Here is a 23,284-nt window from a genome sequence, read left to right as displayed (position 1 = left end):
CCTTGTCGGCTCGTGCCACTCGAAAGGTTCGTGCCGGTCGCGCCCGTCGCGGGGCGCGCCGTTGCCGCCGCTCATGCCGGCGCCTCCATGGCCACCCGGAGCGCCGCGATGCCGCGCGAACCGTAGGCCTTGACCGAGCCCAGGGATATGCCGAGGGTCTCGGCGACCTGGGCCTCGGTCATGTCCGCGAAGTAGCGCAGCACCAGCACCTCGCGCTGGCGGCGCTGGAGGCCCTTCATCGCCTTGATGAGGGAGTCGCGCTCCAGCTGGTCGTAGGCGCCTTCCTCGGCGCTCGCCATGTCGGGCATGGGCTTCGACAGCAGCTTGAGGCCGAGGATGCGGCGGCGCAGCGCCGAGCGCGACAGGTTGACGACCGTCTGACGCAGGTACGCCAGGGTCTTCTCGGGGTCGCGGACGCGCTTGCGGGCCGAGTGGACACGGATGAAGGCCTCCTGGACGACGTCCTCACAGGAGGCCGTGTCGTCGAGGAGGAGGGCGGCGAGACCGAGCAGCGAGCGGTAGTGCGCCCGGTAGGTCTCGGTGAGGTGGTCGACGGTGGTCCCGGCCGCGACACCGTCCTCGGCGCCGTCACGCTGGTTCGGGATGCGGGCCGGCCGCGCTGCGGGCACGGGCGCGATCACCGGCATGCCACCGGCAGTACCGGGCATGCGGGGTCGTAGAGCCGCCGGACGGGGCGGTCTGATGACCGCGCCGCGTGCCGCGCTGAAGTCGAGTACCTCTGCCACGTCTGTTGGACACGCTCCCCCCCGTGAGGGTTGTACGTGCCGGGCATCACTTTCACGCCGACCTCGGCCGTCGACGGTCTACCCGCGTCAGGCAGCACAACCGGTGGTGCATCAAATGCCCTCATGCGTCCCGCTCTTCCCCTATGTCCATATGTGAACGGGCGTCCCCACGCCCGGTTCCAGGCGTCCCCACGCCTGAATGCACGTCCCGCGGCCCGGAAGGGCGACCGCAAAGACGCTCCCCGCCCTCCGCGCGGTTGCGGAGGGCGGGGAGGTAAATCCTCGGACGCCGATGGGCTCCCGGACAAGTGGTCCGGACCATCGATCGGCTCACATGTCGTACACAGATCCTACAAACCGCCTATGACAGGCGGCGGGGGATTCGGCGCGGCGAAACTTCCCGAAAACCCACGAGGGCTTCGGCAGGTCACGAGAGCTCGGCGGCCACCAGTTCGGCGATCTGCGCGGTGTTCAGCGCGGAGCCCTTGCGCAGGTTGTCCCCGCAGACGAACAGTTCGAGCGCCGTCGGGTCGTCCAGCGCCCGCCGCACCCGCCCGACCCACGTCGGGTCGGTGCCGACCACGTCGGCGGGGGTCGGGAACTCGCCCGCGGCCGGGTTGTCGAACAGCACGACACCGGGCGCCGTGGCGAGGATCTCGCGCGCCTTGTCGACGGTGACCTCGCCCTCGAAGCGGGCGTGCACGGTCAGCGAGTGCGTGGTGATCACCGGTACGCGCACGCAGGTGACGGCCACGGGCAGGGCGGGCAGCCCGAGGATCTTGCGGGACTCGTCGCGGACCTTCAGCTCCTCCGACGACCAGCCGTCCTCGCGCGGCGACCCGGCCCACGGCACGACGTTCAGCGCGACCGGCTCCGGGAACGGCCCGGTGCCGTCCCCCACGGCCCGCCGTACGTCACCGGGGCTGGTCCCCAGTTCCGTGCCGGCGACCAGGGACAGCTGCTGCCGCAGCGTCGCCACGCCCGCGCGGCCGGCGCCGCTGACCGCCTGGTACGAGGAGACCACCAGCTCTCGCAGCCCGAACTCGGCGTGCAGCGCGCCCAGGGCCACGATCATGGAGAGCGTCGTGCAGCTGGGGTTGGCGATGATGCCGCGCGGGCGCATCCGCACGGCGTGCGGATTGACCTCGGGCACCACGAGGGGCACCTCCGGGTCCATCCGGAACGTGCCCGAGTTGTCGACGACCACCGCGCCCTTGGCGGCGGCCAGGGGCGCCCACCGCTCGGCGACCTCGTCGGGGACGTCGAACATGGCGACGTCGACCCCGTCGAAGGCCTCCTCGGTGAGCGCCACGACCTCGGTCTCCTCGCCGCGCACGGCCAGCTTGCGGCCGGCCGAGCGCGGGGAGGCGATCAGTCGGATCTCGCCCCAGACGTCCGCCCGCTGGGACAGGATCTGGAGCATGACCGTGCCGACGGCCCCGGTCGCTCCCACGACGGCGAGCGTCGGCCGCCCGGAGCGGCCGGGCCGGTCGGCCCGTCGGAGACCGGTCATCAGCGGCCGGTGCCTCCGTAGACGACGGCCTCGTCGCTGTCGGAGTCGAGCCCGAACGCGGTGTGCACGGCACGGACGGCCTCGGGCACGTCGTCGGCGCGCGTGACGACCGAGATGCGGATCTCGGAGGTCGAGATCAGCTCGATGTTCACACCGGCGTCGGACAGTGCCTTGAAGAAGTCGGCCGTGACACCCGGGTTGGTCTTCATCCCGGCGCCGACGAGGGAGATCTTGCCGATCTGGTCGTCGTAGCGCAGGGAGTCGAAGCCGATGCCGCCCTTGTTCTTCTCCAGGGCGTCGATGGCCTTGCGGCCCTCGGCCTTGGGGAGCGTGAAGGAGATGTCCGTCAGGCCCGTGGAGGCGGCGGACACGTTCTGCACGATCATGTCGATGTTGATCTCGGCGTCCGAGATCGTCCGGAAGATCGCGGCCGCCTCGCCCGGCTTGTCCGGCACGCCGACGACCGTGACCTTGGCCTCGGAGGTGTCGTGCGCGACACCGGAGATGATGGCCTGCTCCACCTGCTTGTCCCCTTGCTGAATCGGCTCACTGCTGACCCACGTGCCCTGAAGTCCGCTGAAGCTGGACCGGACGTGGATCGGGATGTCGTACCGGCGGGCGTACTCCACGCAGCGGTGGAGCAGCACCTTCGACCCGGATGCCGCCAGCTCGAGCATGTCCTCGAGGGAGATCCAGTCGATCTTCCGGGCCTTCTTCACCACGCGCGGGTCGGCGGTGAACACGCCGTCGACGTCGGTGTAGATCTCGCACACGTCGGCGTCGAGGGCGGCGGCGAGGGCCACCGCGGTGGTGTCGGAGCCGCCGCGGCCGAGCGTGGTGATGTCCTTGGTGTCCTGGCTGACGCCCTGGAAACCCGCCACGATCGCGATGTTGCCCTCGTCCACCGAGGTCTTGATCCGGCCCGGCGTGACGTCGATGATCCGGGCTTTGTTGTGGACCGAGTCGGTGATGACACCTGCCTGGCTGCCGGTGAACGACTGGGCCTCGTGGCCCAGCTTTTTGATCGCCATGGCCAGCAGTGCCATGGAGATCCGCTCTCCGGCGGTCAGCAGCATGTCGAGCTCGCGCCCGGCAGGCATCGGGGAAACCTGCTCGGCGAGATCGATCAGCTCGTCCGTCGTGTCGCCCATCGCGGAAACGACGGCAACCACCTGGTTGCCGTTCTGCTTCGCTTCCACGATCCGCTTGGCGACGCGCTTGATGCCCTCGGCATCGGCTACGGAGGAGCCTCCGTACTTCTGCACGACAAGGCCCACGTGCGCTCCTCGCTCAATCCGTCTCTATCCGCTCATACGCATTCGTACTGCGGTCGGCTCAGTCTAACGAGCGTCCGAAAAACCCCTCCGCGATATCGCATGGTGAGACTTCCGGGGGTACTCGTTCAGATCTGCTCATGCCCACCTGGGCACAGGCCACGCGAGAAAGTGCCCGGCGTCACAATCGCACACGGGTCGCCCACTATGCCTCAAGTTTCAAGCACTAGGGTTCGCCTGTGCGCGTACTCCTGGTGGAAGACGATGAACCGGTCGCCGAGTCCCTCAGACGCGGCCTGAAGCGCTACGGCTTCGAGGTGGAGTGGGTCACCACGGGCCGGGCGGCGCTGGACCACACGAACCCCTACGACGTCGTCCTGCTGGACCTCGGCCTGCCCGACACCGACGGCCTGGACGTCTGCAAGGCACTGCGCGCACGCGGCGACGTCCCGATCATCGTGATCAGCGCCCGCAGTGACGAGACGGACCGGGTGGTGGGCCTGGAGATCGGCGCGGACGACTACGTCTCCAAGCCGTTCGGCGTCCGCGAGGTCATCGCCCGCATCCGGGCGGTCATGCGCCGCGCCCAGCCCCGCGGCACCGACACCGGGGCGCCCGCGAACGGCCCCGACCGCTACGGCCCCCGCCTGACCGTCGACCGCAAGGCGGCCCGGGTGCGGCTCGGCGGCGAGGAGGTGGCCCTCGCGCCCAAGGAGTACGACCTGCTGGCCTTCCTCACCGAGGAGCCCGGGGCGCTGATGTCGCGCGAGCAGATCATGGAAGCGGTCTGGGACGCGAACTGGTTCGGGCCGACGAAGACGCTGGACGTGCACGTGGCGGCGCTGCGGCGGAAGCTGGCGGGCGCGATCACGATCGAGGCGGTGCGCGGGGTCGGCTTCCGGCTGGAGATCGTCGAAGACGCCGGCGGCGAGCCGGGCAGCGGAACGGACAGCGGCGGCGAGCCGGGCACCGCAACGGGCAGCGGCACCTCATGATCCGCCAGCTCGTCCGCAGCTACATCTTCCTCGTCGCGATCGCCATCGCCCTGTTCACGGTGCCGGTGGCCTTCTCGCTCACGTCCCAGCTGCGGGGCGACACCGCGGACTCCGTGCTGCGCGAGGCCAAGACCATGGCGCTGCTGCTGGCCAACGGCGACTCCACCTCGTGCGAGGCACTCCAGAAGATGGCCGAGGCCTACGCCGCCCAGACGCCCGGCGACGTGCAGGTGACCGGAGCTCCGGGCTGCGCGCCGGGCCTGCTCCGCCCCGCGGAGGACGCGGCCCTGACCACGGCCCTCGACCGGAACCGTCCGACGACCGACTGGGGCTCCTCCTTCATCTGGGGTCCCGACCTGGTGATCACGGTCCCCGCCGAGAAGGCCGGTGAGGACCGGGTCGCCGGTGCCGTCCGCATCGTCTACTCGACGAACGAGATGACCGACCGCCTGTGGACGATCTGGGGCTTCCGGGCGATCCTCGCGGTGCTGGTCCTGGTGGTGGCCGCCCTGCTCGGCGTGGGGGTGGCGCGCCGCCTGACCCGCCCGCTGCGCCAGCTCAACGACATGGCGAGCAAGTTCAGCGACGGCGACCTGACCGCCCGCTCCCCCGTGACGGGCCCGCCGGAGACCCAGACGCTGGCACGCACCCTCAACCAGGGCGCGGAACGCCTGGACACCCTGATCGCGGCCCAGCGCATCTTCGTGGCGGACGCCTCGCACCAGCTGCGCACCCCGCTCACGGCCCTGCGGCTGTCCCTGGACAACATCGCGGACGGTGTGGACGACGAGTTCGTCCGGGAGGACGTGGAGCAGGCCACCGCCGAGGTCGTACGCATGAACCGGCTGGTCAACGGCCTGCTGGTGCTGGCCCGGGCCGAGGCGAAGGTGACGGCGGCCGAGCCGCTCCCGCTGCTGGACATCCTGCGGGAGCGGCTCGCCGTGTGGAGGCCGGCCGCCGACGAACGCGGAGTCACCGTCGCGCTCGGGGGGAGTGCCGACGGCCGGCCGTCTGTGCTGTCCAGCCCCGGCCATCTGGACCAGATGCTGGACAACGTGCTCTCCAACGCCCTGGAGGTCTCTCCGGACGGCGGGACGATCACCGTGCGGGTGGACCCCCGGGGCGATGTGGTGGGGGTGTCGGTCCTGGACGAGGGGCCCGGCATGTCGGACGCCGAGAAGTCCCGCGCCTTCGACCGCTTCTGGCGGGGCCAGGGCCTGACCGGCAAGGGCGGCTCCGGTCTCGGTCTCGCCGTCGTCAAGCAACTGGCGACGGACGACGGCGGGACCGTGGCCCTGACGGACGCTCCCGGAGGCGGCCTGTGCGTGACGATCACCCTGCGGGCGGTCAGCTCTCGGGCATCTTCGAGGAGTGGTGGTTGACGATCAGCCACTTGCCGTCGGCCTGCTTCTCGTAGGCGTACGTGTAGCGGGCCTTGACGGTGTTCTTCGCACCCGTCTCGTGGTCGGTGAGCGCGAACTCGTACACACCGGTGTCGATGACGGTGTCCCGGTCGAGGACGTTGACGACCGACTCGACCTTCGTGCCGACCGGCTTGTTCTGGAGGAAGTGCTCGAAGTAGTCGACGATCTCGGCTCTGTCCGTACGGACGTTGTTGGAGACGGTCGGCAGCAGGACCGCGTCCTTGGCGTACAGGTCGGCGACCTTCTGCGCATCGCCGGTCTGCAGCGCCGCGTTCCACTGGTCGAAGAGCCCGAGCACCTGGGCCTTGGTGGCCGTCTTGGCGGACGTCTTCCCGGAGGCGCCGCGCGAGTCGGCTCCGGCGACACCGGCACCGACGGCGAAGGTGCCGGCGGCGAGGGCGACGACGGCGGTGGTGACGGCGACGCGCTTGCGTATGGACGGGGCTGCGAGGCGACGGGTCATCTGCGTCTCCGGTGAGTTCGAGGGGAGTTGGTGAAGTGACTCCAGACTCGCGTGTCACCGGTTAGGGGGCGTGCAGGTGGCGTACAGGGGAGGTCCAGCATGTGGCCAAGAAACTCAGGGTGCGCTCTCCGTCGCGTCCAGCAGGGGGGCGAACTGCTCGCGGAGCCGCCGCACATGGGGGGCGTCACCGAGCACGCGTTCCCAGTCGGCGAGCAGAGGGATGAGCACCTGGTGGGCGTGTGCGGGGTCGTCCGCCACCCTCCAGAGGAACAGGACGAACGAGGTGCGGGCGGTCAGGGCGTATCTGTCCGTCGCCCCGCGTCTGCGGACCTGGCTCTCCACGTACTCCTCGTACATGGCCTTGGCCCCCGCTGTGTCACCCGCCAGCCGCCTGGTCCACGCCAGATGGAGCCGGAGCTGAATGCAAACGCCGCTGTCCCGGCCCGTGGCGGCCACGGCCCTGGGGAGCAGCTCCTCGATGGCCTCGCGGGCCACAGCCGCGTGCCGATCGGGATCCTTCAAGGCCGCGGCCGCCAGCGCTGAGGCCTGGGCCGACCAGGCATGCAGAGCCGCGTAGGCGTCGCGGCCCAGCACGCGCTCGGCCTTCCTGGCGTTCCTCTCCGCCAGCGCCAGCCCGTCCTGCAGACGCCCTGCCTTCGTCAGCACCCGCGCCAGCTCCGTTCTCGCATCGAACGTCCGTGCGTCGCGGCGTCCGAACACCCGCGTGTGGTCGGTCACGTTCTGTTCGAGCAACCCGATCTCGCGCTCCCTGTCACCGGCGACCCCGTACGACTGGGCCAGATCCCTGCGCACACGAAGTGTGACCTCGTGACGAGGCCCGTACACGCGCCGTGCCGCCGCCAGGGCTCTCTCGTGCAGCGCGATGGCGCGGGTGACCTCAAGATGGGTGTAGCTGAGCCCGCTCGCCTCGAACAGCCAGACCTCACTCTCTCCGTCGTCCTCCGGGGCCACGTGCGAGGCCAGCGCGTCGACATGGGTGAGCCACCGCAGCTCGGCTGCCAAGTCACGCATCCCCGAATCGAGCAGCAGCAGTCCGGCCGCTGCGTGGGCGGATTCCGCTCCCTCCGCCCGCGCCACCGCCTGCACCAGCCGGTGCACGGAGATCGTGTCCCCATGGTGCAGCGAGATCATGCTGTACGCCGCCAGTCGCCGGACGGCGTCCGTAACCTCGACCGGGCTGCCCAACGGCTCCAGATACGCCCGCGGAATCCCTTCCGGCGCCCACCAGGCGATGATCCGCAGGATCGCTCCCGCGAGCGGCGTGTCCGAGAGCCGGTCGAGTGTCACACGCCAGACCCGGGCCACCGTGCGCTCCCCGTCGGCCCCCTCCGCCGACTGTGCGAACACCTCCTCGGGGTACTGGGCCAGCAGCTCCCGGTAACGCCCGGGTGCGATCCCGGCCTCGGCGCAGTAGGCCGCCGCCTGTTCCACGGCCAGGGGCAGACAGCCGAGGTCCCGGCACAGCGCGGTGACGTCGTCGTCCGGGCCGTGTCCGCTGATGCTGCCGAACAGCTCGACAGCTTCGTCCAGTTGGAGCACGTCCAGCGACAGCGGCTCCGCGATGCCGTGCCACCCGGCCGCCCGCCGCGTGGTGATGAGGAAACGGCCGCCCGCCGCCCTGGCCAGCAGCGGCTTGATGTCGAGCGGGGACGAGACGTTGTCCAGCACGACCAGCCAGCCCTCGTGCGCCGCGAGCCACTGCACGGCCCGCTCCCGCAGCGCGTCCCGGGACTGTACGTCCCGCAGGGCGGGTTGGAGGGCGACGGCGAGATCGGCGAGCCCGGCGTCGAGGTCGGCGGGGGTCTCGGCGTTGATCCACCACACCGGGTTGAAGACGTCCGTACGCCCCGCCGCCCAGCGCGCGGCGAGCGTCGACTTGCCGATGCCGCCCAGCCCGTGAACGGCCTGGACGACCACGCCGCCGGTCGATCGCAACGCCTGGTCGAGCAGGGCGAGTTCCCGGGCCCGCCCGACGAACAGGGCCGCCGCGTCGGGCAGGTTGGCCAGCCCCGGCGGCGCGACGTCGGGCAGGACGAAGGCCTCCGGTGGCAGGGCGAACGACTTCTCCGTGTACATCCCGACCGCGCCGTCCCCGGAGAGCGCCTGGCGGATGCCGTGCCCGGCGGCGATGGCGCGGTCCCCGGAGGCCTCCGCCGAGGTGCTCATGTGTCTCCCGTGGAGGCGGAGTCGATGTCACCACCCGCGGCGATGGAACGCTCGCCGGAGGCGGTGACGTTCCGTGACTGCGGCAGCGTGGCAGAAGGCGGGGGCGCGGGCGGGGCCGAGGGGTTCGCCGGCGGGGCGGGCGCGGGGGTCCCCGGGCCGTCGCCGGTCGACACCGTACCGATGCTCCCGCCGGCGGCGACGGACCTCGTACCGCTCGCGTTCACCGTCGTACCAGGAGTACTGGGCGTACCGGGGGCACCGCCAGGGGTACCAGGGGTACCAGCACCACCACCCGACGTACCGGATGTACCCGCCGAGCCCTGGAACCCGGCGTACACAGCGAGCGCCAGGCCGATCAGCGCGGCGACGCCGCCTGCCACGCTGGCCCAGGGATCCGCCGCCTCGACGTCCAGGACGGCGCCGACGACGAGCCCCAGGGCCCCGGCGGCGCACAGCCCGATACCCGTCCACATCAATGCCTTCGACTGACCGGTCATACGGCCATCATCGCGCTCGGGGCCGGGCTGTGGTGCGAAAAGCCGTTGAGGCGGGGGCGGTTACTTGGCCGGGCGCAGGCCCAGCGGGCCCGCGATCTCCTCCGCCATCACCCGGCCCGCCTCGATCTCCAGGGTGTCGTCGCCCATGTCCTGGTCCGTGTCGAGGCCGTCGAGTTCGGCCAGGGGCTGGTCGAGGCGGACGTGGGCGAGGACCGACTGGAGGGCGCGCAGGGTCGCGGAGGCGGTGGAACCCCAGTTGGAGAAGTAGGAGAACTGCCACCACCACAGGGCCTCCGTGGTGCGGCCGGCCCGGTAGTGGACCATGCCGTGGCGCAGGTCGGTGATGACGTCGGTGAGGTCGTCGGAGATACGGGCCGGGACCGGAGCCTTGCGGGGCTCGTAGGGGTCGAAGACCTCCGAGTAGACGTCGACGGGGTCGAGGAGGCGGGCCAGGTTCTCGCGGAGTTCGTCGACGTCCGGCTCGGGGCCCGGGTCGGGCTCGTAGCGCTCGTCGGGCACGATGTCCTCGTGCGCGCCGAGACGGCCGCCGGCCAGGAGGAGCTGGGAGACCTCCAGGAGCAGGAAGGGCACGGCCGATTCCGGCTCGTCGCCCTTCGCGATCTCCGTGACGGCGACCAGGAAGCTCTCGACCTGGTCCGCGATCTGGACGGCGAAGTCGTCCGGGTTCTGGTCGGTCGCGTGCAGCGTGGCGTCAGACATCTAGGAGTCGTCTCCCCTCGAAGGCGCGACCGAGGGTCACCTCGTCCGCGTATTCCAGGTCGCCACCCACCGGGAGGCCGCTGGCCAGGCGGGTGACCTTCAGGCCCATGGGCTTGATCATGCGGGCGAGGTACGTGGCGGTCGCCTCGCCTTCGAGATTCGGGTCCGTGGCGAGAATGAGCTCCGTGACCGTGCCGTCGGCCAGGCGGGCCAGGAGTTCCCTGATCCGCAGGTCGTCCGGCCCGACCCCGTCGATCGGGCTGATCGCGCCGCCCAGGACGTGGTACCGGCCCCGGAACTCACGCGTGCGCTCGATCGCCACGACGTCCTTCGGCTCCTCGACGACGCAGATGACGGCGGGGTCGCGGCGGGTGTCGCGGCAGATGTTGCACAGCTCCTCCTGCGCGACGTTGCCGCAGGTCGCACAGAAGCGGACCTTCGCCTTGACCTCCATGAGGGCCTGGGCGAGCCGCCGCACGTCCGTGGGCTCCGCCTGCAGGATGTGGAAGGCGATCCGCTGGGCGCTCTTGGGACCGACGCCGGGCAGCCGCCCCAGCTCGTCGATCAGGTCCTGGACCACGCCTTCGTACAACGGACTGCCTTTCCTGGCTCATCGAGGTCGTTCGCGCCGTACGGCCTTCCCGTACGTACCGTAGTTGTCAGCCGCCCGTCCGAGGAAGGCGGCGGGCGTCTCAGAACGGCAGTCCGGGGATGCCGCCGCCGCCCAGACCCTGCGCGAGCGGGCCCAGCTTCTGCTGCTGGAGCGCCTGCGCGTTCTCGTTGGCCGCCTGTACCGCCGCCACGACCAGGTCGGCAAGGGTCTCGGCCGTCTCTTCGGCAGAGGCAGCCTCCGGGTCCACCGCCTTCGGGTCGATCTTCAGATTGCGCAGCTCGCCGGCGCCGGTGACGGTCGCGATCACGAGGCCACCGCCCGCCTGGCCGTCGACCTCCGTCTGCGCCAGTTCCTCCTGCGCCTGTGCCAGGTCCTGTTGCATCTTCTGGGCCTGCTGGAGCAGCTGCTGCATATTGGGCTGGCCACCACCGGGGATCACGATCAGCTCCTTGCTCGGTACGGGTTTTCCCGTTCGGCACGAGCCTACGTGGTCGGGCCTGCCGTCGCCCCAGCACTCTTTCGAGTGAGTTCCCCTCGCGCCCTATAACTGATCAAGGAATACTTCCGGGCGGAAAAGCGGCGAAAGCTACATCTTCGCCACCCGTTGGGGGGTAGGAAGGGTCCGGCGCGTGTGCGTCGTGTGTGTCACTTGTCACGCAGCGTGGTCAGTAGGGAGTGCCGGGTGGGTCAGCCGGAGATGCAGCCCGAGAGGCCGCCTCAGGACGGACGGGGCGAGGGGGCGGCCCGGCTGCGGCCGGGCGATCTGACCGGGCGGGCCTTCCCGCTCGGGGACTGGGGGGAGCCGGCCGTCCGGCTCGACGAGCTGTACCGGTGGGTGGAGCACGGCGCGCTGCGGACGGCGGCCTGGTATCTGGAGGACCGGGTGTGGAAGCGGCGGTGCGCGCGGGTACTGCGCTGCGGGGCCGCGACGGGGGCGGTCACCGGCGTCGCGCTGCCCCTGCTGGATCTGACCGGGGTCGCGGCCGGGATCGCGCCCTGGGGGTGCCTGGCACTGCTGCTGGGCGTGGCCTGTGTGGCCGTCGACCGGTACTTCGGGGTGACGTCGGGCTGGATGCGGGACGTGGCCACCGCGCAGGCCGTGCAGCGGCGGTTGCAGGCGCTTCAGTTCGACTGGGCCGCGGAGTGCGTACGGGAGGTCCTGGGCCCCGCGGAGGGGACGGCGAGTGAGGCGGCCGAGCGGTGTCTCGGGGTGCTGCGGAGATTCTCCGAGGACGTGAGCGAGCTGGTGCGGGGGGAGACGGCGGAGTGGGTGGGCGAATTCCGGAGCGGCGGTGCGCCTGTGGGGCTGCAGGCGGTGGCGTTCTCGGCGGGTGGTCGCGGAGCTGACGCGGCGGGTCTCCATGGACGGTTCTCCGTGCCGCCGGGGGGTGGTGCGCGGCCGAACATGCCCCGGCAGCGGCCACCGGAGCCCAGATGACCGGTGGATCGGGGGTCAGTCCTGCGCGCACAAGGTCAGGCCCTCGGGTGTCCAGCACGGCAGGTGGCCGTGTGTGCGGATGACGTCCTGGCCGTTGCCGCGGGCGAGGTAGGTGAGGAAGCTCGACGCCAGGGAGTCGGCCGGGGGGCGGCCGTAGGTGTAGGCGTACTCGATCTCGCGGTAGGGGTAGTCGCTCGTGCCGTGCTCGAGGGCGTCGGCGGAGGCCGGGTCGCCGTCCAGGCGCAGGGCGTGCAGGCCCTTGGCGCGGGCGGCCAGGTTGAGTTCGCTGTAGCCGATGGCGCCCGGGAGATCGGCGACCGTGGTCAGCACCTGGTCCGTCGAGTCGAGTTCGCAGCGGATGACGGCCGCAGTCGGGTCGTCCTTGTGGACGCAGTCGACGGAGGAGTTGGCGATCTCGCCCCGTCCCAGTACCCGGCGCTGGAACACCTGTCTCGTCCCGGAGTTGGCGTCCCGGCTGACCAGGTGGACGGGCAGGTCCGGGCCGCCGAGCTGCCGCCAGTTGCGGATCTCGCCCCGGTAGAGGCGCCGTACGTCGTCCGTGGACAGGTTCGTCAGGCGTACGTCGTCGTTGACCACGAGCGCGAAGACCGACACCGCCACCCGGTTCTCGCGCAGTTCGGGCAGGCCGGCCGGCTTGGGGCCGTCCGACAGGGCGACCACCGGCGGTGAGCCCTGCCCGTCCCGGGCCGCCTGCGCGCCGGCCGCCTCGAGTTCCCGTATCCCGGCCGTCGAGCCGTGCGGGTCCACGTCGATGAGGGGATCGCCGCCGCAGTCCCGCTCGTACTTCGCGGCCACCTCGCGCAGGACGGGCGCGAACGCGGTCGAGCCGGTGAGGGTGAGCCTGCCGCTCGCGCAGCCGATCGGCGGCGGGGTGTCGTCCTGGGCCACGACGATCGCGGCCAGCGTGACCACGCACAGCGTGAGCATGATGGTGATCAGCCGGGCGGCCCGGCTGAACAGCGGCGGCTTGTCGTCCGGGGCGGCCGCGCGATTGGGGCGCACCTCGCCCTCCCGCAGGCCCCCGGTCAGCCGCACCTCCCGGCCCACGTCGCCGCCGGACAGCAGCACGAGAAGCTTGAAGTAGTCACCGCGGTTGAGCGGGACGCGCGGGATGCGCAGCGTGTTGTCCTCGTAGCCGAAGCCCCGGGCCGCGGTGAAGTGGTCCATGAGGTGGTCGGTGTCGGAGGGCTGAGTGACCGAGACCCCGCGGATGGTGCGGTCGGTGAACACCGCGGTGAGGCCGTGGACTTCGGGGCCGGTGTAGTCGTCGCGGTCGATGGCCAGTGAGCCGTCGTTCTCGATGCGCAGCAGAACCAGCGTCGCGTCGGTCATGTCGGGCGCCTCGTCGAACAGCCCCAGCCGGCGGTTGGCGCGGCCCGAGCGCACGTCGTCGCCGATGGGGTTGTCCATCTGCACGCGGTAACCGATGCGTTTGCGGCGCGGCACCCGGCGCTCGTACCAGACCATCACGCCCGAGGCGATGACGCCGAGGACGGCCGTCGCCACGGCCACGAGATTCTCCGCGCTCAGCCACTCCATCGTCGGTGCCCCCGCCGCCGGACGAATGCGATCGTCCGGTCACCGTACGGCTGTACGAGCGGGTATCCGTGATTCGTCGGCTCGAATTCGCCGGAGGTTCAACGACGTCCCGTCCGCGAGGAGTTGGTCACTGCCTCGTGTACGTCAGCCGCTCCCCGCTGCTCGTGTTGACGCGCTGGAGCGTGCCGTCCGACAGAACGGTGATCTCGGTGGCGGCGCCCGGGGTGCAGGCGGTGCGCGGCTGCCCGACGGTCACGGTGGACGGGCCGATCTTCAGGGTGCCGTCGGCGCCGGGTTCCGCGGTCAATCGCCCCTCGAACACGCAGTGGTAGCTGCCGCCGCCCTTGGTCGGGCCGTCGGCCACGAGGGACAGAACCGTGTCACCCGGTTCGCCCTGCTGGATGGTGAGCGAACGGCTGTGCTCGCCGTCGGCGTTGTCGATGGTCGTGGTCCAGGTGCCCAGATACGCCGTCGGGATCGAGCCGTCCGCCGGAGAGGCGGGAGAGGCGGAGGTGTCCGGCTGCGAGGTCGTCGGGGACGGGCCCGGCGTGGTCGGGGGCGCGCCGGTGCTCTGCGTGGGGGTGGGGTCGCCGCCCGCCTGGTCACCGTCGCCGCCCTGCATCAGCGCGTACACCGAGCCGCCCGCGGCCAGCGCGACGACCAGGGCGATCACGACGAGCAGCGCGGTGGAGCGGCCGTTTCTCCGCCCCGGGTCCTGCGGGGGGCCGTAGGGCGGGGTGGGGCCGTAGGGCGGAGTCGTGCCGTAGGGCTGCGGACCGTAGGGCGGGGTGGAGCCGAGGCCGCCGTAGGAGGGGTGGTACGGCGGGGCGGCACCCGGAGCGCCGGGGGCGCCGGGCTGGGGATGCTGCTGGGGGTAGCCGTACGCCGGGTGCGGTTGCGGGGGCGGCTGCATCTGCGGCTGCGGCTGGGACGGAATGGGGGCGCCTGTGCCCGGGGGCTGCTGGGGTGCCGGGGGTGCGCTCTGGCCGGCGACCATGGTGGGCAGATGGTTCACCGGCGCGCCCTCGCCCGGCAGGCCCGGCGGGGGCGGGCCCAGGGCCGCGGCGGGTGCCGTCGCGGGGGCCGGGGGCAGCGCGGGTCGCTGCGACGACTCGTCGGCGGCGGGGGCGTGTTCGGGGGTGGGGCCGGGGCCGGGGTTCTCGTCGGGGCCGGAACCCCGCTGTCCGGCGGGCGGCTCGGCAGCACCCGCTCCCTCGGCGGAACCGGCCCCCTCCGGATCCTCCGCGTCCAGCAACCGCACGGCGTGCCGCCCGAGTTGGGCGACCAGGGCGCTCGGGAGCCACGGGTCGAGGGCGCGGCCGTCGGAGACGGTGTCGTCCGCACCCGTGCGTTCCAGGACGCGGTCGAGGGACGGGCGTGCGGCGGGATCCTTGCGCAGGCAGTCGCGGACCAGGTCGGCGATGCCCTCGGGGACGCCCTCCAGGTCCGGTTCCTCCTGGGCGATGCGGAACATCAGGGCGTGCACGCCGCTGTTGGCGGTGCCGAAGGGCAGGGCGCCGGTGGCGGCGTAGGCGAGGACCGAGCCGAGGCAGAAGACGTCGCACGCCGGGGTGATGCGGTCGCCCCGCACCTGCTCGGGCGCCATGAAGCCGGGCGATCCGACGAGCGCGCCGGTGCGGGTGAGCCCGCCGTCCGTCACGGTCTGCAGGGCCCGGGCTATGCCGAAGTCGATGACGCGCGGGCCGTCGATGGTGACCAGCACGTTGGACGGCTTGAGGTCGCGGTGGACGATGCCGGCCGCGTGGATGTCCTTGAGCGCGTGCGCGAGTCCGGCCGCGAGGATGCGGACCGTCCGCTCGGGCAGGGCGCCGTGGTCGTGCCCGACGACCTGCTGGAGGCTCGGCCCGGCGACGTACCCGGTGGCCACCCACGGCACCGCCGCCTCGGTGTCCGCGTCCAGCACCGGCGCCGTCCAGTACCCGCCGACCCGCCGCGCGGCCTGCACCTCCTGCCGGAACCGCTCCCGGAACTCCTCTTGCGCGGCCAGCTCCTCGCGCACGAGTTTCACGGCGACCGTACGGCCCCGCTCCGAGCGGGCCAGATACACGTGCCCCATGCCGCCCGCACCGAGCCGCGCCAGCAGCCGGTACGCACCGATGCGCGGCGGATCCCCGGGCCCCAGCTTCTCCATCGCTCAGCCGCCTTCCCCCATACGTGAGCAACGGATCGAGAATAGTGCGGGGCCCGGGCGGGGCAGGCCCGAACGACCTCTACGGTTCCGTAACAGGCGGTCCCACCTCGTCGAGCACCTTCGACAGCCGTTCCAGTACGCGCACCGCCTCCGCCAGATCCGCCTCCCCGAGCTCCTCCGCCAGCCGGTCGGCGAAGGCCGCGTGGCCGGGGTCGATCCGGGCGATGGCTGCCCGCCCCTCCCCGGTCGGCGCGAGGAGCTTGGCGCGGCGGTGCGCGGGGTTCGGCCGGTACTCGGCGAGCCCGCGCTCCACCAGCAGGTCGGCGATGCGCTGCACGCTCTGCCGCGTGATGCCCATGGCGCGGGCGATGCCGGAGACGGGCAGCGGCTCCCCCAGGACCGCGCCGAGCACCTGCCACCAGGCGGCGGTCAGCCCCGCGGGCCGGGCCAGTTCCTCGGCCACGGCGAGGAACTGGCCGTTCAGCCGGAAGACCCCGAGGGCGCTGCGGCTGAGCAGGTCCTGACGCTCCCGGCTCATGCCGCCCCGGCCTTCTCCAGCACGGCGTAGGCCGCCGCGTCGGAGTCGTGGAACAGCCGGTACCAGGCGTCGAGCACCTCGCCCTCGTACACCCCGAGCAGCCGGAGGATCTCCCGGGCGAAGGCGACGGGCTCGGTCGGGCCCGCGGTGACCAGGTTCCGGTCGGTGACGGCGTCGGTCTCGACGTAGCGCTCGCCGCCCGCGTAGCCGGTCGCGGCCAGGTAGAAGGAGACCGCGCTGGTGTGGTCGCGGTCGTCGAGCAGGCCCTCGCGGGCGAGCCCGGCGGTGGCCCCGCAGATCGCGGCGACGGGCACGCCCGCATCGAGGAAGGCCCGGGCCTTGCGGGCGAAGGGCGCCAGGTCATCGCTTGTGTCCCAGAGGTCGGCGCCCGGGAGGATCAGCAGGGAGCTGTCCTCGGGCCGTACGTCGTCCAGGGACGTGTCGGGCTGGATGCGCAGTCCGCCGATGCTGGTGACCTGGTCCGTGGACGGGCCGACGGTCCGGATCCGGTACCCGGCGCGGGCGAGATGGGCCGTGGCGTGGCCCGTCTCCCAGTCGGCGAGGGTGTCGTAGACGGCGAGATGGACGGGCTTGCGGCCTGCGATGGCGTTCATGGCTCCTCCTGAGACCCGGGCTCCACCCCGAAGGGCTATGACAGCATCCTGACATTTAGACAGCACACTGTCAATGCACCCCGGGCCTTCTGGACAACCTGTCGCGGAATGCCGCCGACGGCAGACAGGCCGCCGATTTCACCGCCCTCTCCCCCGCACCTACGCTCGCCCGCATGACCCCTCAGCCGAACCCCGAAGCCGGTGCCGCCGTCAAGGCCGCCGACCGCGACCACGTGTTCCACTCCTGGTCCGCCCAGGAGCTCATCGACCCGCTCGCCGTCGCCGGGGCGGAGGGGTCGTACTTCTGGGACTACGACGGCCGGCGCTACCTCGACTTCTCCAGCGGGCTCGTCTACACGAACGTCGGCTACCAGCACCCCAGGGTCGTCGCCGCGATCCAGGAGCAGGCGGCGAGGATGACGACCTTCGCGCCCGCGTTCGCGATCGAGGCCCGGTCGGAGGCGGCCCGGCTGATCGCCGAGCGGACCCCGGGCGACCTGGACAAGATCTTCTTCACCAACGGCGGCGCCGACGCCGTCGAGCACGCCATCCGGATGGCCCGGCTGCACACGGGCCGCCCGAAGGTGCTCTCGGCGTACCGCTCGTACCACGGCGGTACGCAGCAGGCCGTGAACATCACCGGCGACCCGCGCCGCTGGGCCTCCGACAGCGGCACCGCCGGGGTCGTGCACTTCTGGGCGCCCTACCTCTACCGCTCCCGCTTCTACGCGGAGACCGAGGAGCAGGAGTGCGCGCGGGCGCTGGAGCACCTGGAGACGACGATCGCGTTCGAGGGGCCCTCGACCGTCGCGGCGATCATCCTGGAGACGATCCCGGGCACGGCCGGGATCATGGTCCCGCCGCCCGGCTATCTCGCCGGGGTGCGGGAGCTGTGCGACAAGTACGGGATCGTCTTCGTCCTGGACGAGGTCATGGCCGGGTTCGGGCGGACCGGTGAGTGGTTCGCGGCGGACCTGTTCGACGTGACGCCCGACCTGCTGACCTTCGCCAAGGGCGTGAACAGCGGGTACGTGCCGCTGGGCGGGGTCGCGATCTCCGGCGCGATCGCCGAGACCTTCGGCAAGCGGCCGTACCCCGGCGGTCTGACGTACTCCGGGCATCCGCTGGCGTGTGCCGCCGCCGTCGCGACGATCAACGTCATGGCGGAGGAGGGCGTCGTCGAGAACGCGGCCCGGCTGGGCGCGAACGTCGTCGGTCCGCAGCTGCGCGAGCTGGCCGCGCGGCACCCGAGCGTCGGCGAGGTGCGCGGCGTCGGCATGTTCTGGGCGCTGGAGCTGGTCCGGGACCGCGAGACGCGCGAGCCGCTGGTGCCCTACAACGCGGCCGGGGAGGCGAACGCGCCGATGGCCGCCTTCGCCGCCGCCGCGAAGAACGGCGGACTGTGGCCGTTCGTGAACATGAACCGGACGCATGTGGTGCCGCCCTGCACCGTCACCGAGGCGGAGCTGAAGGAGGGCCTCGCGGCGCTGGACGCGGCGCTCTCGGTGGCGGACGAATACACGAAGTAACCAGCTGTAAACCGACCAGAAAACGACCACAACCCGTCAGTAGCCGACCAACCTCACACCTCGTTCGAACGCGTAAGGTGGCGTGGCCGTAGACATACACGTGCACGCCACCCGAACGCGACGAGGGAGACGCCCTGACCATGCCCCGCAGCTCCGGCAACGGCGCCGTGACGCGCAGCACCCTGCGACAGCAGATCGCCGACGCGCTCCGTGACGAGGTACTGGCGGGACGGCTCCAGCCGGGGCAGGAGTTCACGGTCAAGGAGATCGCCGACCAGTACGGGGTGTCCGCCACGCCGGTCCGGGAGGCGCTGGTCGACCTCTCGGCGCAGGGGCTCCTCGACGCCGACCAGCACCGCGGCTTCCGCGTCCACGAGTACTCGGCCGAGGACTTCCGCGGCATGATCGAGGCCCGCGACCTGGTCATCGAGGGGATGTTCCACGCCCTCACCACCGGCCACCACGCCTCCGGGCAGCCGGGCGACCCCCGGGTCGCGGCCGTACTCGCCGGGGTCCGGCGGCGCGGCGAGGAGGCGCAGCGGGCCGCGGCGGCCGGTGACCTCACCGTCCTCATCGGCTACGACCTGCGCTTCTGGCGCGAGCTCGCCGCCCTCTTCGGCAACCCCTACCTCGCCGACTTCCTGCACCGGCTGCGCGTGCAGACCTGGGTCTGCGCGGTGCAGCACCTGCGCCGGCTCAGGGACCTGCGGGGCGAGCTGTGGGCCGGCCACACCGAGCTGGTCGACGCCCTGGGCGCCCGCGACACCGACACCGCACGGTCGATCATCGCCGACTACAACGCCCACTCCATCGCCCTGATCGAGCGCCTCGCCTCAGGATGACCTGCGTCGCATCTGTCCGTATGGGTATGGGACATGCACGGCAGGAGCCGCTTTCCGTGCCGCACCGATACCCTTCCCTGACCACCGCGCCACCGACCCACCGAGCTGAGCGAGGAGCCTTCTTTGGCCTGTGACCTGTGGCTGGTACCGCTCGTCGACGTCTTGTGCCACACGCCGGACAACCCGTTCGCCGAGGAACTCGCGCAATACAACAAGGTGCTCGCCGAGGCGGGGCTGCCGCCGGTGCCGGTGTACCAGTACATGCCGGGGCTGTCGGGCGACGTCGCCCCGGTGGCGGGCTTCGACTACGACGCGCTGCACTTCCTGCGCCGCGCCTACCTGCTGCAGGTGTGCGGCCTGCCGGTGACGCCCGTGGACGAACTCGGCGGCGACTACGAGCAGTTGCTGGAGATGTTCGAGTCGACGGCCCAGCAGTCGCACCTGGTGTGGCACTACGACCACGCGGGCGCGTACGTCCCCGTCGACTTCCCCAGCCCGCTCGCCGACGACGAACTTCTCGCGGGCGGCGGTCCGCTGGGCTCCTCGCACGCCCTGCTGCGGGAACTGGAGCTGGTCGCCCCGGCCATCGGCATCGACCCGGCCAACCCGCCGGCCGCGCCGCAACCGCCGCTCGCGCCCACGGAGCTGGAGGAACCCGCCGTCCCGGCCCCGTACGATCCGAGTCCCTTCGCCCGGGAACGCCACGTCTGGCTCGGTCTGCACGCGGCCGTGACGCGGAGTCTGGCCCAGGGGTCGATGATCGTGTTCAGCTGAGGGTCAGCGCAGCTGGGACAGCCCCTTCTGCAGGTCGTCGCTGTTCATGACCGGGAAGATTTCGATCTCGGCGTTGAGGTCGGTGAAGAACGGCTCCAGCGAGGGAGGCATCTGGGAGCTCTCCTGCATGTCGAAGACCAGGAAGCAGGTCCTGCGACCGCCCGTGGGAGCGAAGTAGGCCGCCTCCGGCTTCAGCTTCTCCATGGCCTCCTGCATGATCTGCGGCATCTTGCCGCCCCGGATCGCCTCGTTGCCCTTTTCCGTGTCCAGCGTCGCCTTGACCATCACACGCATGGCTCTCACTCCTTGTGTCCCGTCGGGGTGTGGCTGCCGCGTTCGGCAAGCACAGCGTATGACCCGACTTGCCCGATAAGCCTCCTTTGACTGCTCCATCGGGAGCAGACAGCAGAACGTCCCGGTGACCACGAGGGCCACCGGGACGTCCTGCTGTCTGCCGCTCGGTCCGGCTACAGGAACGAGTTGATCTCGATCGTCTCGTCCCGGCCCGGGCCCACGCCGATCGCGGAGATCGGGGCGCCGGACATCTCCTCCAGCGCCTTGACGTAGCTCTGGGCGTTCTTCGGCAGGTCGGAGAAGGACTTGGCCTTGCTGATGTCCTCGCTCCAGCCCGGCAGCATCTCGTAGACCGGCTTCGCGTGGTGGAAGTCGGTCTGGGAGTACGGGAGCTCCTCGACCCGCTTGCCGTCGATCTCGTACGCCACGCAGACCGGGATCTGCTCCCAGCCGGTGAGGACGTCGAGCTTGGTGAGGAAGAAGTCCGTCAGGCCGTTCACGCGGGTCGCGTAGCGGGCGATGACCGCGTCGAACCAGCCGCAGCGCCGGTCACGGCCGGTGGTGACACCGCGCTCGCCGCCGATCCGGCGCAGCGCCTCGCCGTCCTCGTCGAACAGCTCCGTCGGGAACGGGCCCGCGCCGACGCGGGTCGTGTACGCCTTCAGGATGCCGATGACCCGGCTGATCTTCGTCGGGCCCACGCCCGCGCCCGTGCAGGCGCCACCCGCGGTCGGGTTCGAGGAGGTGACGAAGGGATACGTGCCGTGGTCGATGTCCAGGAGCGTGCCCTGGCCGCCCTCGAACAGGACGACCTTGTCCTCCTCCAGCGCCTGGTTGAGAACCAGGACGGTGTCGGCGACGTACGGCGCGAGCTTGTCGGCGTAGGCCAGCAGCTCCTCGACGACCTGGTCGACGGCGATCGCGCGCCGGTTGTAGAGCTTGGTGAGGATCTGGTTCTTGACGTCGAGGGCCGCCTCGACCTTCTGCGTGAGGATCGACTCGTCGTACAGGTCCTGCACACGGATACCGACGCGGTTGATCTTGTCGGCGTAGGTCGGGCCGATACCGCGCCCGGTCGTGCCGATCTTCCGCTTGCCGAGGAAGCGCTCCGTCACCTTGTCGACCGTGACGTTGTACGGCGTGATGATGTGCGCGTTACCGCTGAGGAGGAGCTTGGAGGTGTCGACACCACGCTCGTTCAGACCGCTCAGCTCGGAGAGCAGGACCGACGGGTCGACGACGACACCGTTACCGATGACCGGCGTGCAGCCGGGGGACAGGATTCCGGAAGGGAGGAGGTGCAGTGCGTACTTCTGGTCTCCGACGACCACCGTGTGGCCGGCGTTGTTGCCGCCCTGGTAGCGCACTACATAGTCCACGGATCCACCGAGCAGGTCGGTGGCCTTTCCCTTGCCTTCGTCACCCCACTGAGCACCGAGCAGCACAAGTGCGGGCACGCGCGTACACCCCTTCCGGGCGGGGCATGTCCATGGTCGAGGGCGCACGCGGAGGTAGCGAGCCGCGTGCACCGCGACCGCCGTTGGCCGCCAACCGTCGGACCGGATGCCCCGGAATAGACGAAGCCCCTGGCGCAATAGCGCAAGGGGCTCTTGCACAAAGATGCTACCCGAGGAAGCGAGGCATGGCCGAGGTGGCGACTTCCGCGACGTCCGAGCAGCTGCTGGTGGTCATCGATCCGGTCGCCCGCCGGTCCGACGGCGAGTCCGTACGGATCGCGAAAGACGTGCTCGGAGCGGGTGCGACCGTGAAGCTGTGCCTGCCGGACGGGCCGGAGGAGTTCGCCCGGGCGTTGCGCCGGCGGGGTTCGCGGCGCCCGGTGGTGGTGGGTGACGACCGGGCCCTGATCCGCGCGGTGTCTCTGCTGCACCGGCATCGGGAGCTGTCCGGATGTGCGCTGTCGGTGGTGCCGGTCGGGGGCGCGCTGTCCCTCGCCCGGTCGCTGGGGGTGCCGACGGGGACGGTGGCGGCGGCACGGGCGGTGCTCGACGGGTTCGAGCGGCGGATGGACCTGATGGTGGACGACAGCGACGGGGTGGTGCTGGGCGCGCTGCGGATACCGCCGGTGACGGCCGGCGCCCGGGCGCCGGATGCCGAGGACGCGCCGGGCCGCCCCTGGCTGCGGACCTGTCAGTCCCTGGTGCGCACCCTGGTCCCGGCCGCCCGCCCGTCCCGGCTCGCCTCCGCACCGGAGCCCGGCCCCTCCCGGCTGCGGGTCGAGGTCGACGGGGAGACCCTCGTCGACCTGGACCAGCCGGTCGAGGCGGTGTCGGTGTCGCCCTCGGCCTCCGGTGTGGCGGCGGTGGAGGTCCGCCCGGTGTCGGTGGGCGCGGAGGCCTCGCCCCTGCTCGCTCAGGGCCGCACGGTGACGGTGTCGGGGGCCCACTTCCGCTACCGGGCGGACACGGTGGTGTCGGGACCGGTGCGGACCCGGACGTGGGTGGTCCGGGAGGGGGCCTGGGGACTGACGGTGCCGGCGGCGCCGTGAGCCGCACCCGCGCGTCATTCCGGGCCGAACGCCCCGGGCCGAACGTCATTACGGGCCGAATGTCATTCCGGGCCGAACGTCTTCTCCCGGTGCACGCGCCAGCGCTCCATCAGCGCCGCGAGTTCGCTTTCCAGGAACTCGAAGAAGGCCAGCGTCTCGGACATGCGGCGGCCGGCCGGGGTGTCGGCGCCGAGGCTGGTGACGCCTTCGCGCAGGGCCTCTCCCCAGCGTTTGAGGACGGCGTCGCGGTTGGTCAGGGCCTCGTACCACTGGTCACCGCGCACCCGGTAGCGCTCCCGGCGCGAACCGGGCTCCCGTTCACGCGAGACCATGTGCGTCTGGGCCAGGTAGCGCACCGCCCCGGACACCGCCGCGGGACTGACCCGGAGCTGTTCGCCCAGCTCGGCCGAGGTCATCGAGCCCTCGTCCGAGGAGAGGAGCGCGGCGAAGACCCGGGCGGGCATCCGCGGCATCCCGGCCTCGACGAGATGCGCCGCGAAGGACTCGACGAACCTCGACACCGCCGCCGCGTCCCGCGCGTCCCTGGCTGATTCCGTCATGCGGTTCATCCTATCCGTGCTTCATGGCCTTCCTTAACTTCACAA

The 23,284-nt window shown here is 71.4% G+C and carries 23 protein-coding genes; 7 read left to right on the top strand and 16 right to left on the bottom strand.

The window, feature by feature from the left end:
• Positions 1 to 71: 71 nt before the first annotated feature.
• The 3 genes from ACZ3I3_RS02020 to ACZ3I3_RS02010 form a co-directional block, all read right to left on the bottom strand.
• Entirely contained in the window at positions 72 to 647 is a 576-nt protein-coding gene (locus ACZ3I3_RS02020) for a SigE family RNA polymerase sigma factor (RefSeq protein ID WP_306970667.1), read from the bottom strand.
• A gap of 526 nt (positions 648 to 1,173) precedes the next feature.
• Complete coding sequence (locus ACZ3I3_RS02015) at positions 1,174 to 2,259, bottom strand: aspartate-semialdehyde dehydrogenase (RefSeq protein ID WP_467361779.1); 1,086 nt, start codon at positions 2,257 to 2,259, stop codon at positions 1,174 to 1,176.
• Complete coding sequence (locus ACZ3I3_RS02010) at positions 2,259 to 3,536, bottom strand: aspartate kinase (protein ID WP_467361778.1); 1,278 nt, start codon at positions 3,534 to 3,536, stop codon at positions 2,259 to 2,261. The genes ACZ3I3_RS02015 and ACZ3I3_RS02010 overlap by 1 nt, the downstream gene beginning before the upstream one ends.
• 236 nt (positions 3,537 to 3,772) lie before the next feature.
• Here ACZ3I3_RS02010 and ACZ3I3_RS02005 point away from each other — a divergent pair, with 236 nt between their 5' ends.
• Entirely contained in the window at positions 3,773 to 4,528 is a 756-nt protein-coding gene (locus ACZ3I3_RS02005; protein WP_467361777.1) for a response regulator transcription factor, read from the top strand.
• Complete coding sequence (locus tag ACZ3I3_RS02000) at positions 4,525 to 5,910, top strand: sensor histidine kinase (RefSeq protein WP_467361776.1); 1,386 nt, start codon at positions 4,525 to 4,527, stop codon at positions 5,908 to 5,910. Before ACZ3I3_RS02005 ends, ACZ3I3_RS02000 begins: the two co-directional genes overlap by 4 nt.
• Here the strand turns inward: ACZ3I3_RS02000 and ACZ3I3_RS01995 are convergent.
• The 6 genes from ACZ3I3_RS01995 to ACZ3I3_RS01970 all read right to left on the bottom strand — a co-directional run bounded on the left by ACZ3I3_RS01995 (position 5,876) and on the right by ACZ3I3_RS01970 (position 10,871).
• A complete protein-coding gene (locus ACZ3I3_RS01995) occupies positions 5,876 to 6,415 on the bottom strand; it encodes an SgcJ/EcaC family oxidoreductase (protein WP_467361774.1) in 540 nt (179 codons plus the stop codon). The genes ACZ3I3_RS02000 and ACZ3I3_RS01995 overlap by 35 nt on opposite strands.
• 114 nt (positions 6,416 to 6,529) lie before the next feature.
• Positions 6,530 to 8,602, bottom strand: coding sequence for a tetratricopeptide repeat protein (locus ACZ3I3_RS01990; protein ID WP_467361773.1), 2,073 nt, complete (start codon positions 8,600 to 8,602; stop codon positions 6,530 to 6,532).
• Positions 8,599 to 9,099 (bottom strand): hypothetical protein, encoded by a 501-nt coding sequence (locus ACZ3I3_RS01985; RefSeq protein ID WP_467361771.1) that lies wholly within the window; start codon positions 9,097 to 9,099, stop codon positions 8,599 to 8,601. The genes ACZ3I3_RS01990 and ACZ3I3_RS01985 overlap by 4 nt, the downstream gene beginning before the upstream one ends.
• A gap of 60 nt (positions 9,100 to 9,159) precedes the next feature.
• On the bottom strand, positions 9,160 to 9,819 hold the full coding sequence (locus ACZ3I3_RS01980; protein ID WP_306965117.1) for a DUF5063 domain-containing protein: 660 nt from the start codon (positions 9,817 to 9,819) through the stop codon (positions 9,160 to 9,162).
• Positions 9,812 to 10,411 (bottom strand): recombination mediator RecR, encoded by a 600-nt coding sequence (recR, locus tag ACZ3I3_RS01975; RefSeq protein ID WP_003991835.1) that lies wholly within the window; start codon positions 10,409 to 10,411, stop codon positions 9,812 to 9,814. The genes ACZ3I3_RS01980 and recR overlap by 8 nt, the downstream gene beginning before the upstream one ends.
• Positions 10,412 to 10,511: 100 nt before the next feature.
• Positions 10,512 to 10,871 carry a YbaB/EbfC family nucleoid-associated protein gene (locus ACZ3I3_RS01970; protein ID WP_467361770.1) on the bottom strand — a complete coding sequence of 120 codons (360 nt, stop codon included), beginning with the start codon at positions 10,869 to 10,871 and terminating at the stop codon, positions 10,512 to 10,514.
• A 243-nt stretch (positions 10,872 to 11,114) separates the two neighbouring features.
• Between ACZ3I3_RS01970 and ACZ3I3_RS01965 the strand changes: the two genes are divergently transcribed.
• Entirely contained in the window at positions 11,115 to 11,870 is a 756-nt protein-coding gene (locus ACZ3I3_RS01965; protein ID WP_467361768.1) for an SLATT domain-containing protein, read from the top strand.
• A 15-nt stretch (positions 11,871 to 11,885) separates the two neighbouring features.
• Here ACZ3I3_RS01965 and ACZ3I3_RS01960 read toward each other — a convergent pair whose 3' ends face one another.
• The 4 genes from ACZ3I3_RS01960 to ACZ3I3_RS01945 all read right to left on the bottom strand — a co-directional run bounded on the left by ACZ3I3_RS01960 (position 11,886) and on the right by ACZ3I3_RS01945 (position 16,734).
• On the bottom strand, positions 11,886 to 13,430 hold the full coding sequence (locus ACZ3I3_RS01960) for a substrate-binding domain-containing protein (protein WP_467361767.1): 1,545 nt from the start codon (positions 13,428 to 13,430) through the stop codon (positions 11,886 to 11,888).
• Positions 13,431 to 13,557: 127 nt separating this feature from the next.
• A complete protein-coding gene (locus tag ACZ3I3_RS01955; RefSeq protein WP_467361765.1) occupies positions 13,558 to 15,582 on the bottom strand; it encodes a serine/threonine-protein kinase in 2,025 nt (674 codons plus the stop codon).
• A gap of 79 nt (positions 15,583 to 15,661) precedes the next feature.
• Positions 15,662 to 16,120, bottom strand: a complete 459-nt coding sequence (locus ACZ3I3_RS01950; protein ID WP_467361763.1) for a MarR family winged helix-turn-helix transcriptional regulator — start codon at positions 16,118 to 16,120, stop codon at positions 15,662 to 15,664.
• Positions 16,117 to 16,734 carry a type 1 glutamine amidotransferase family protein gene (locus ACZ3I3_RS01945; RefSeq protein ID WP_467361762.1) on the bottom strand — a complete coding sequence of 206 codons (618 nt, stop codon included), beginning with the start codon at positions 16,732 to 16,734 and terminating at the stop codon, positions 16,117 to 16,119. Before ACZ3I3_RS01945 ends, ACZ3I3_RS01950 begins: the two co-directional genes overlap by 4 nt.
• Before the next feature lie 173 nt (positions 16,735 to 16,907).
• Here ACZ3I3_RS01945 and ACZ3I3_RS01940 point away from each other — a divergent pair, with 173 nt between their 5' ends.
• The 3 genes from ACZ3I3_RS01940 to ACZ3I3_RS01930 all read left to right on the top strand — a co-directional run bounded on the left by ACZ3I3_RS01940 (position 16,908) and on the right by ACZ3I3_RS01930 (position 19,879).
• Positions 16,908 to 18,263: an aminotransferase class III-fold pyridoxal phosphate-dependent enzyme gene (locus tag ACZ3I3_RS01940; protein WP_467361760.1), complete on the top strand. Its 1,356-nt coding sequence runs from the start codon at positions 16,908 to 16,910 to the stop codon at positions 18,261 to 18,263.
• Positions 18,264 to 18,403: 140 nt separating this feature from the next.
• A complete protein-coding gene (locus tag ACZ3I3_RS01935; protein WP_467361759.1) occupies positions 18,404 to 19,105 on the top strand; it encodes a GntR family transcriptional regulator in 702 nt (233 codons plus the stop codon).
• 123 nt (positions 19,106 to 19,228) lie between these two features.
• A complete protein-coding gene (locus ACZ3I3_RS01930) occupies positions 19,229 to 19,879 on the top strand; it encodes a hypothetical protein (protein WP_467361757.1) in 651 nt (216 codons plus the stop codon).
• A 3-nt stretch (positions 19,880 to 19,882) separates the two neighbouring features.
• Here ACZ3I3_RS01930 and ACZ3I3_RS01925 read toward each other — a convergent pair whose 3' ends face one another.
• Both ACZ3I3_RS01925 and ACZ3I3_RS01920 read right to left on the bottom strand, forming a co-directional pair.
• A complete protein-coding gene (locus ACZ3I3_RS01925; protein WP_467361755.1) occupies positions 19,883 to 20,173 on the bottom strand; it encodes a DUF3303 domain-containing protein in 291 nt (96 codons plus the stop codon).
• Positions 20,174 to 20,346: 173 nt separating this feature from the next.
• On the bottom strand, positions 20,347 to 21,630 hold the full coding sequence (locus ACZ3I3_RS01920; RefSeq protein WP_467361753.1) for an adenylosuccinate synthase: 1,284 nt from the start codon (positions 21,628 to 21,630) through the stop codon (positions 20,347 to 20,349).
• A gap of 185 nt (positions 21,631 to 21,815) precedes the next feature.
• On the opposite strand from ACZ3I3_RS01920, the gene ACZ3I3_RS01915 reads away from it, so the two are divergent.
• Entirely contained in the window at positions 21,816 to 22,679 is an 864-nt protein-coding gene (locus ACZ3I3_RS01915; protein ID WP_467361752.1) for a diacylglycerol kinase family protein, read from the top strand.
• 62 nt (positions 22,680 to 22,741) lie between these two features.
• On the opposite strand, the gene ACZ3I3_RS01910 is transcribed toward ACZ3I3_RS01915, so the two are convergent.
• The gene (locus tag ACZ3I3_RS01910; protein ID WP_467361751.1) at positions 22,742 to 23,239 is read right to left on the bottom strand and encodes a GbsR/MarR family transcriptional regulator; all 498 of its coding nucleotides are present in this window, start codon (positions 23,237 to 23,239) and stop codon (positions 22,742 to 22,744) included.
• Positions 23,240 to 23,284: the final 45 nt, after the last annotated feature.

This window comes from Streptomyces sp. NPDC016851 (assembly GCF_055562795.1).
This window is presented reverse-complemented; position numbering and strand designations above follow the sequence as displayed.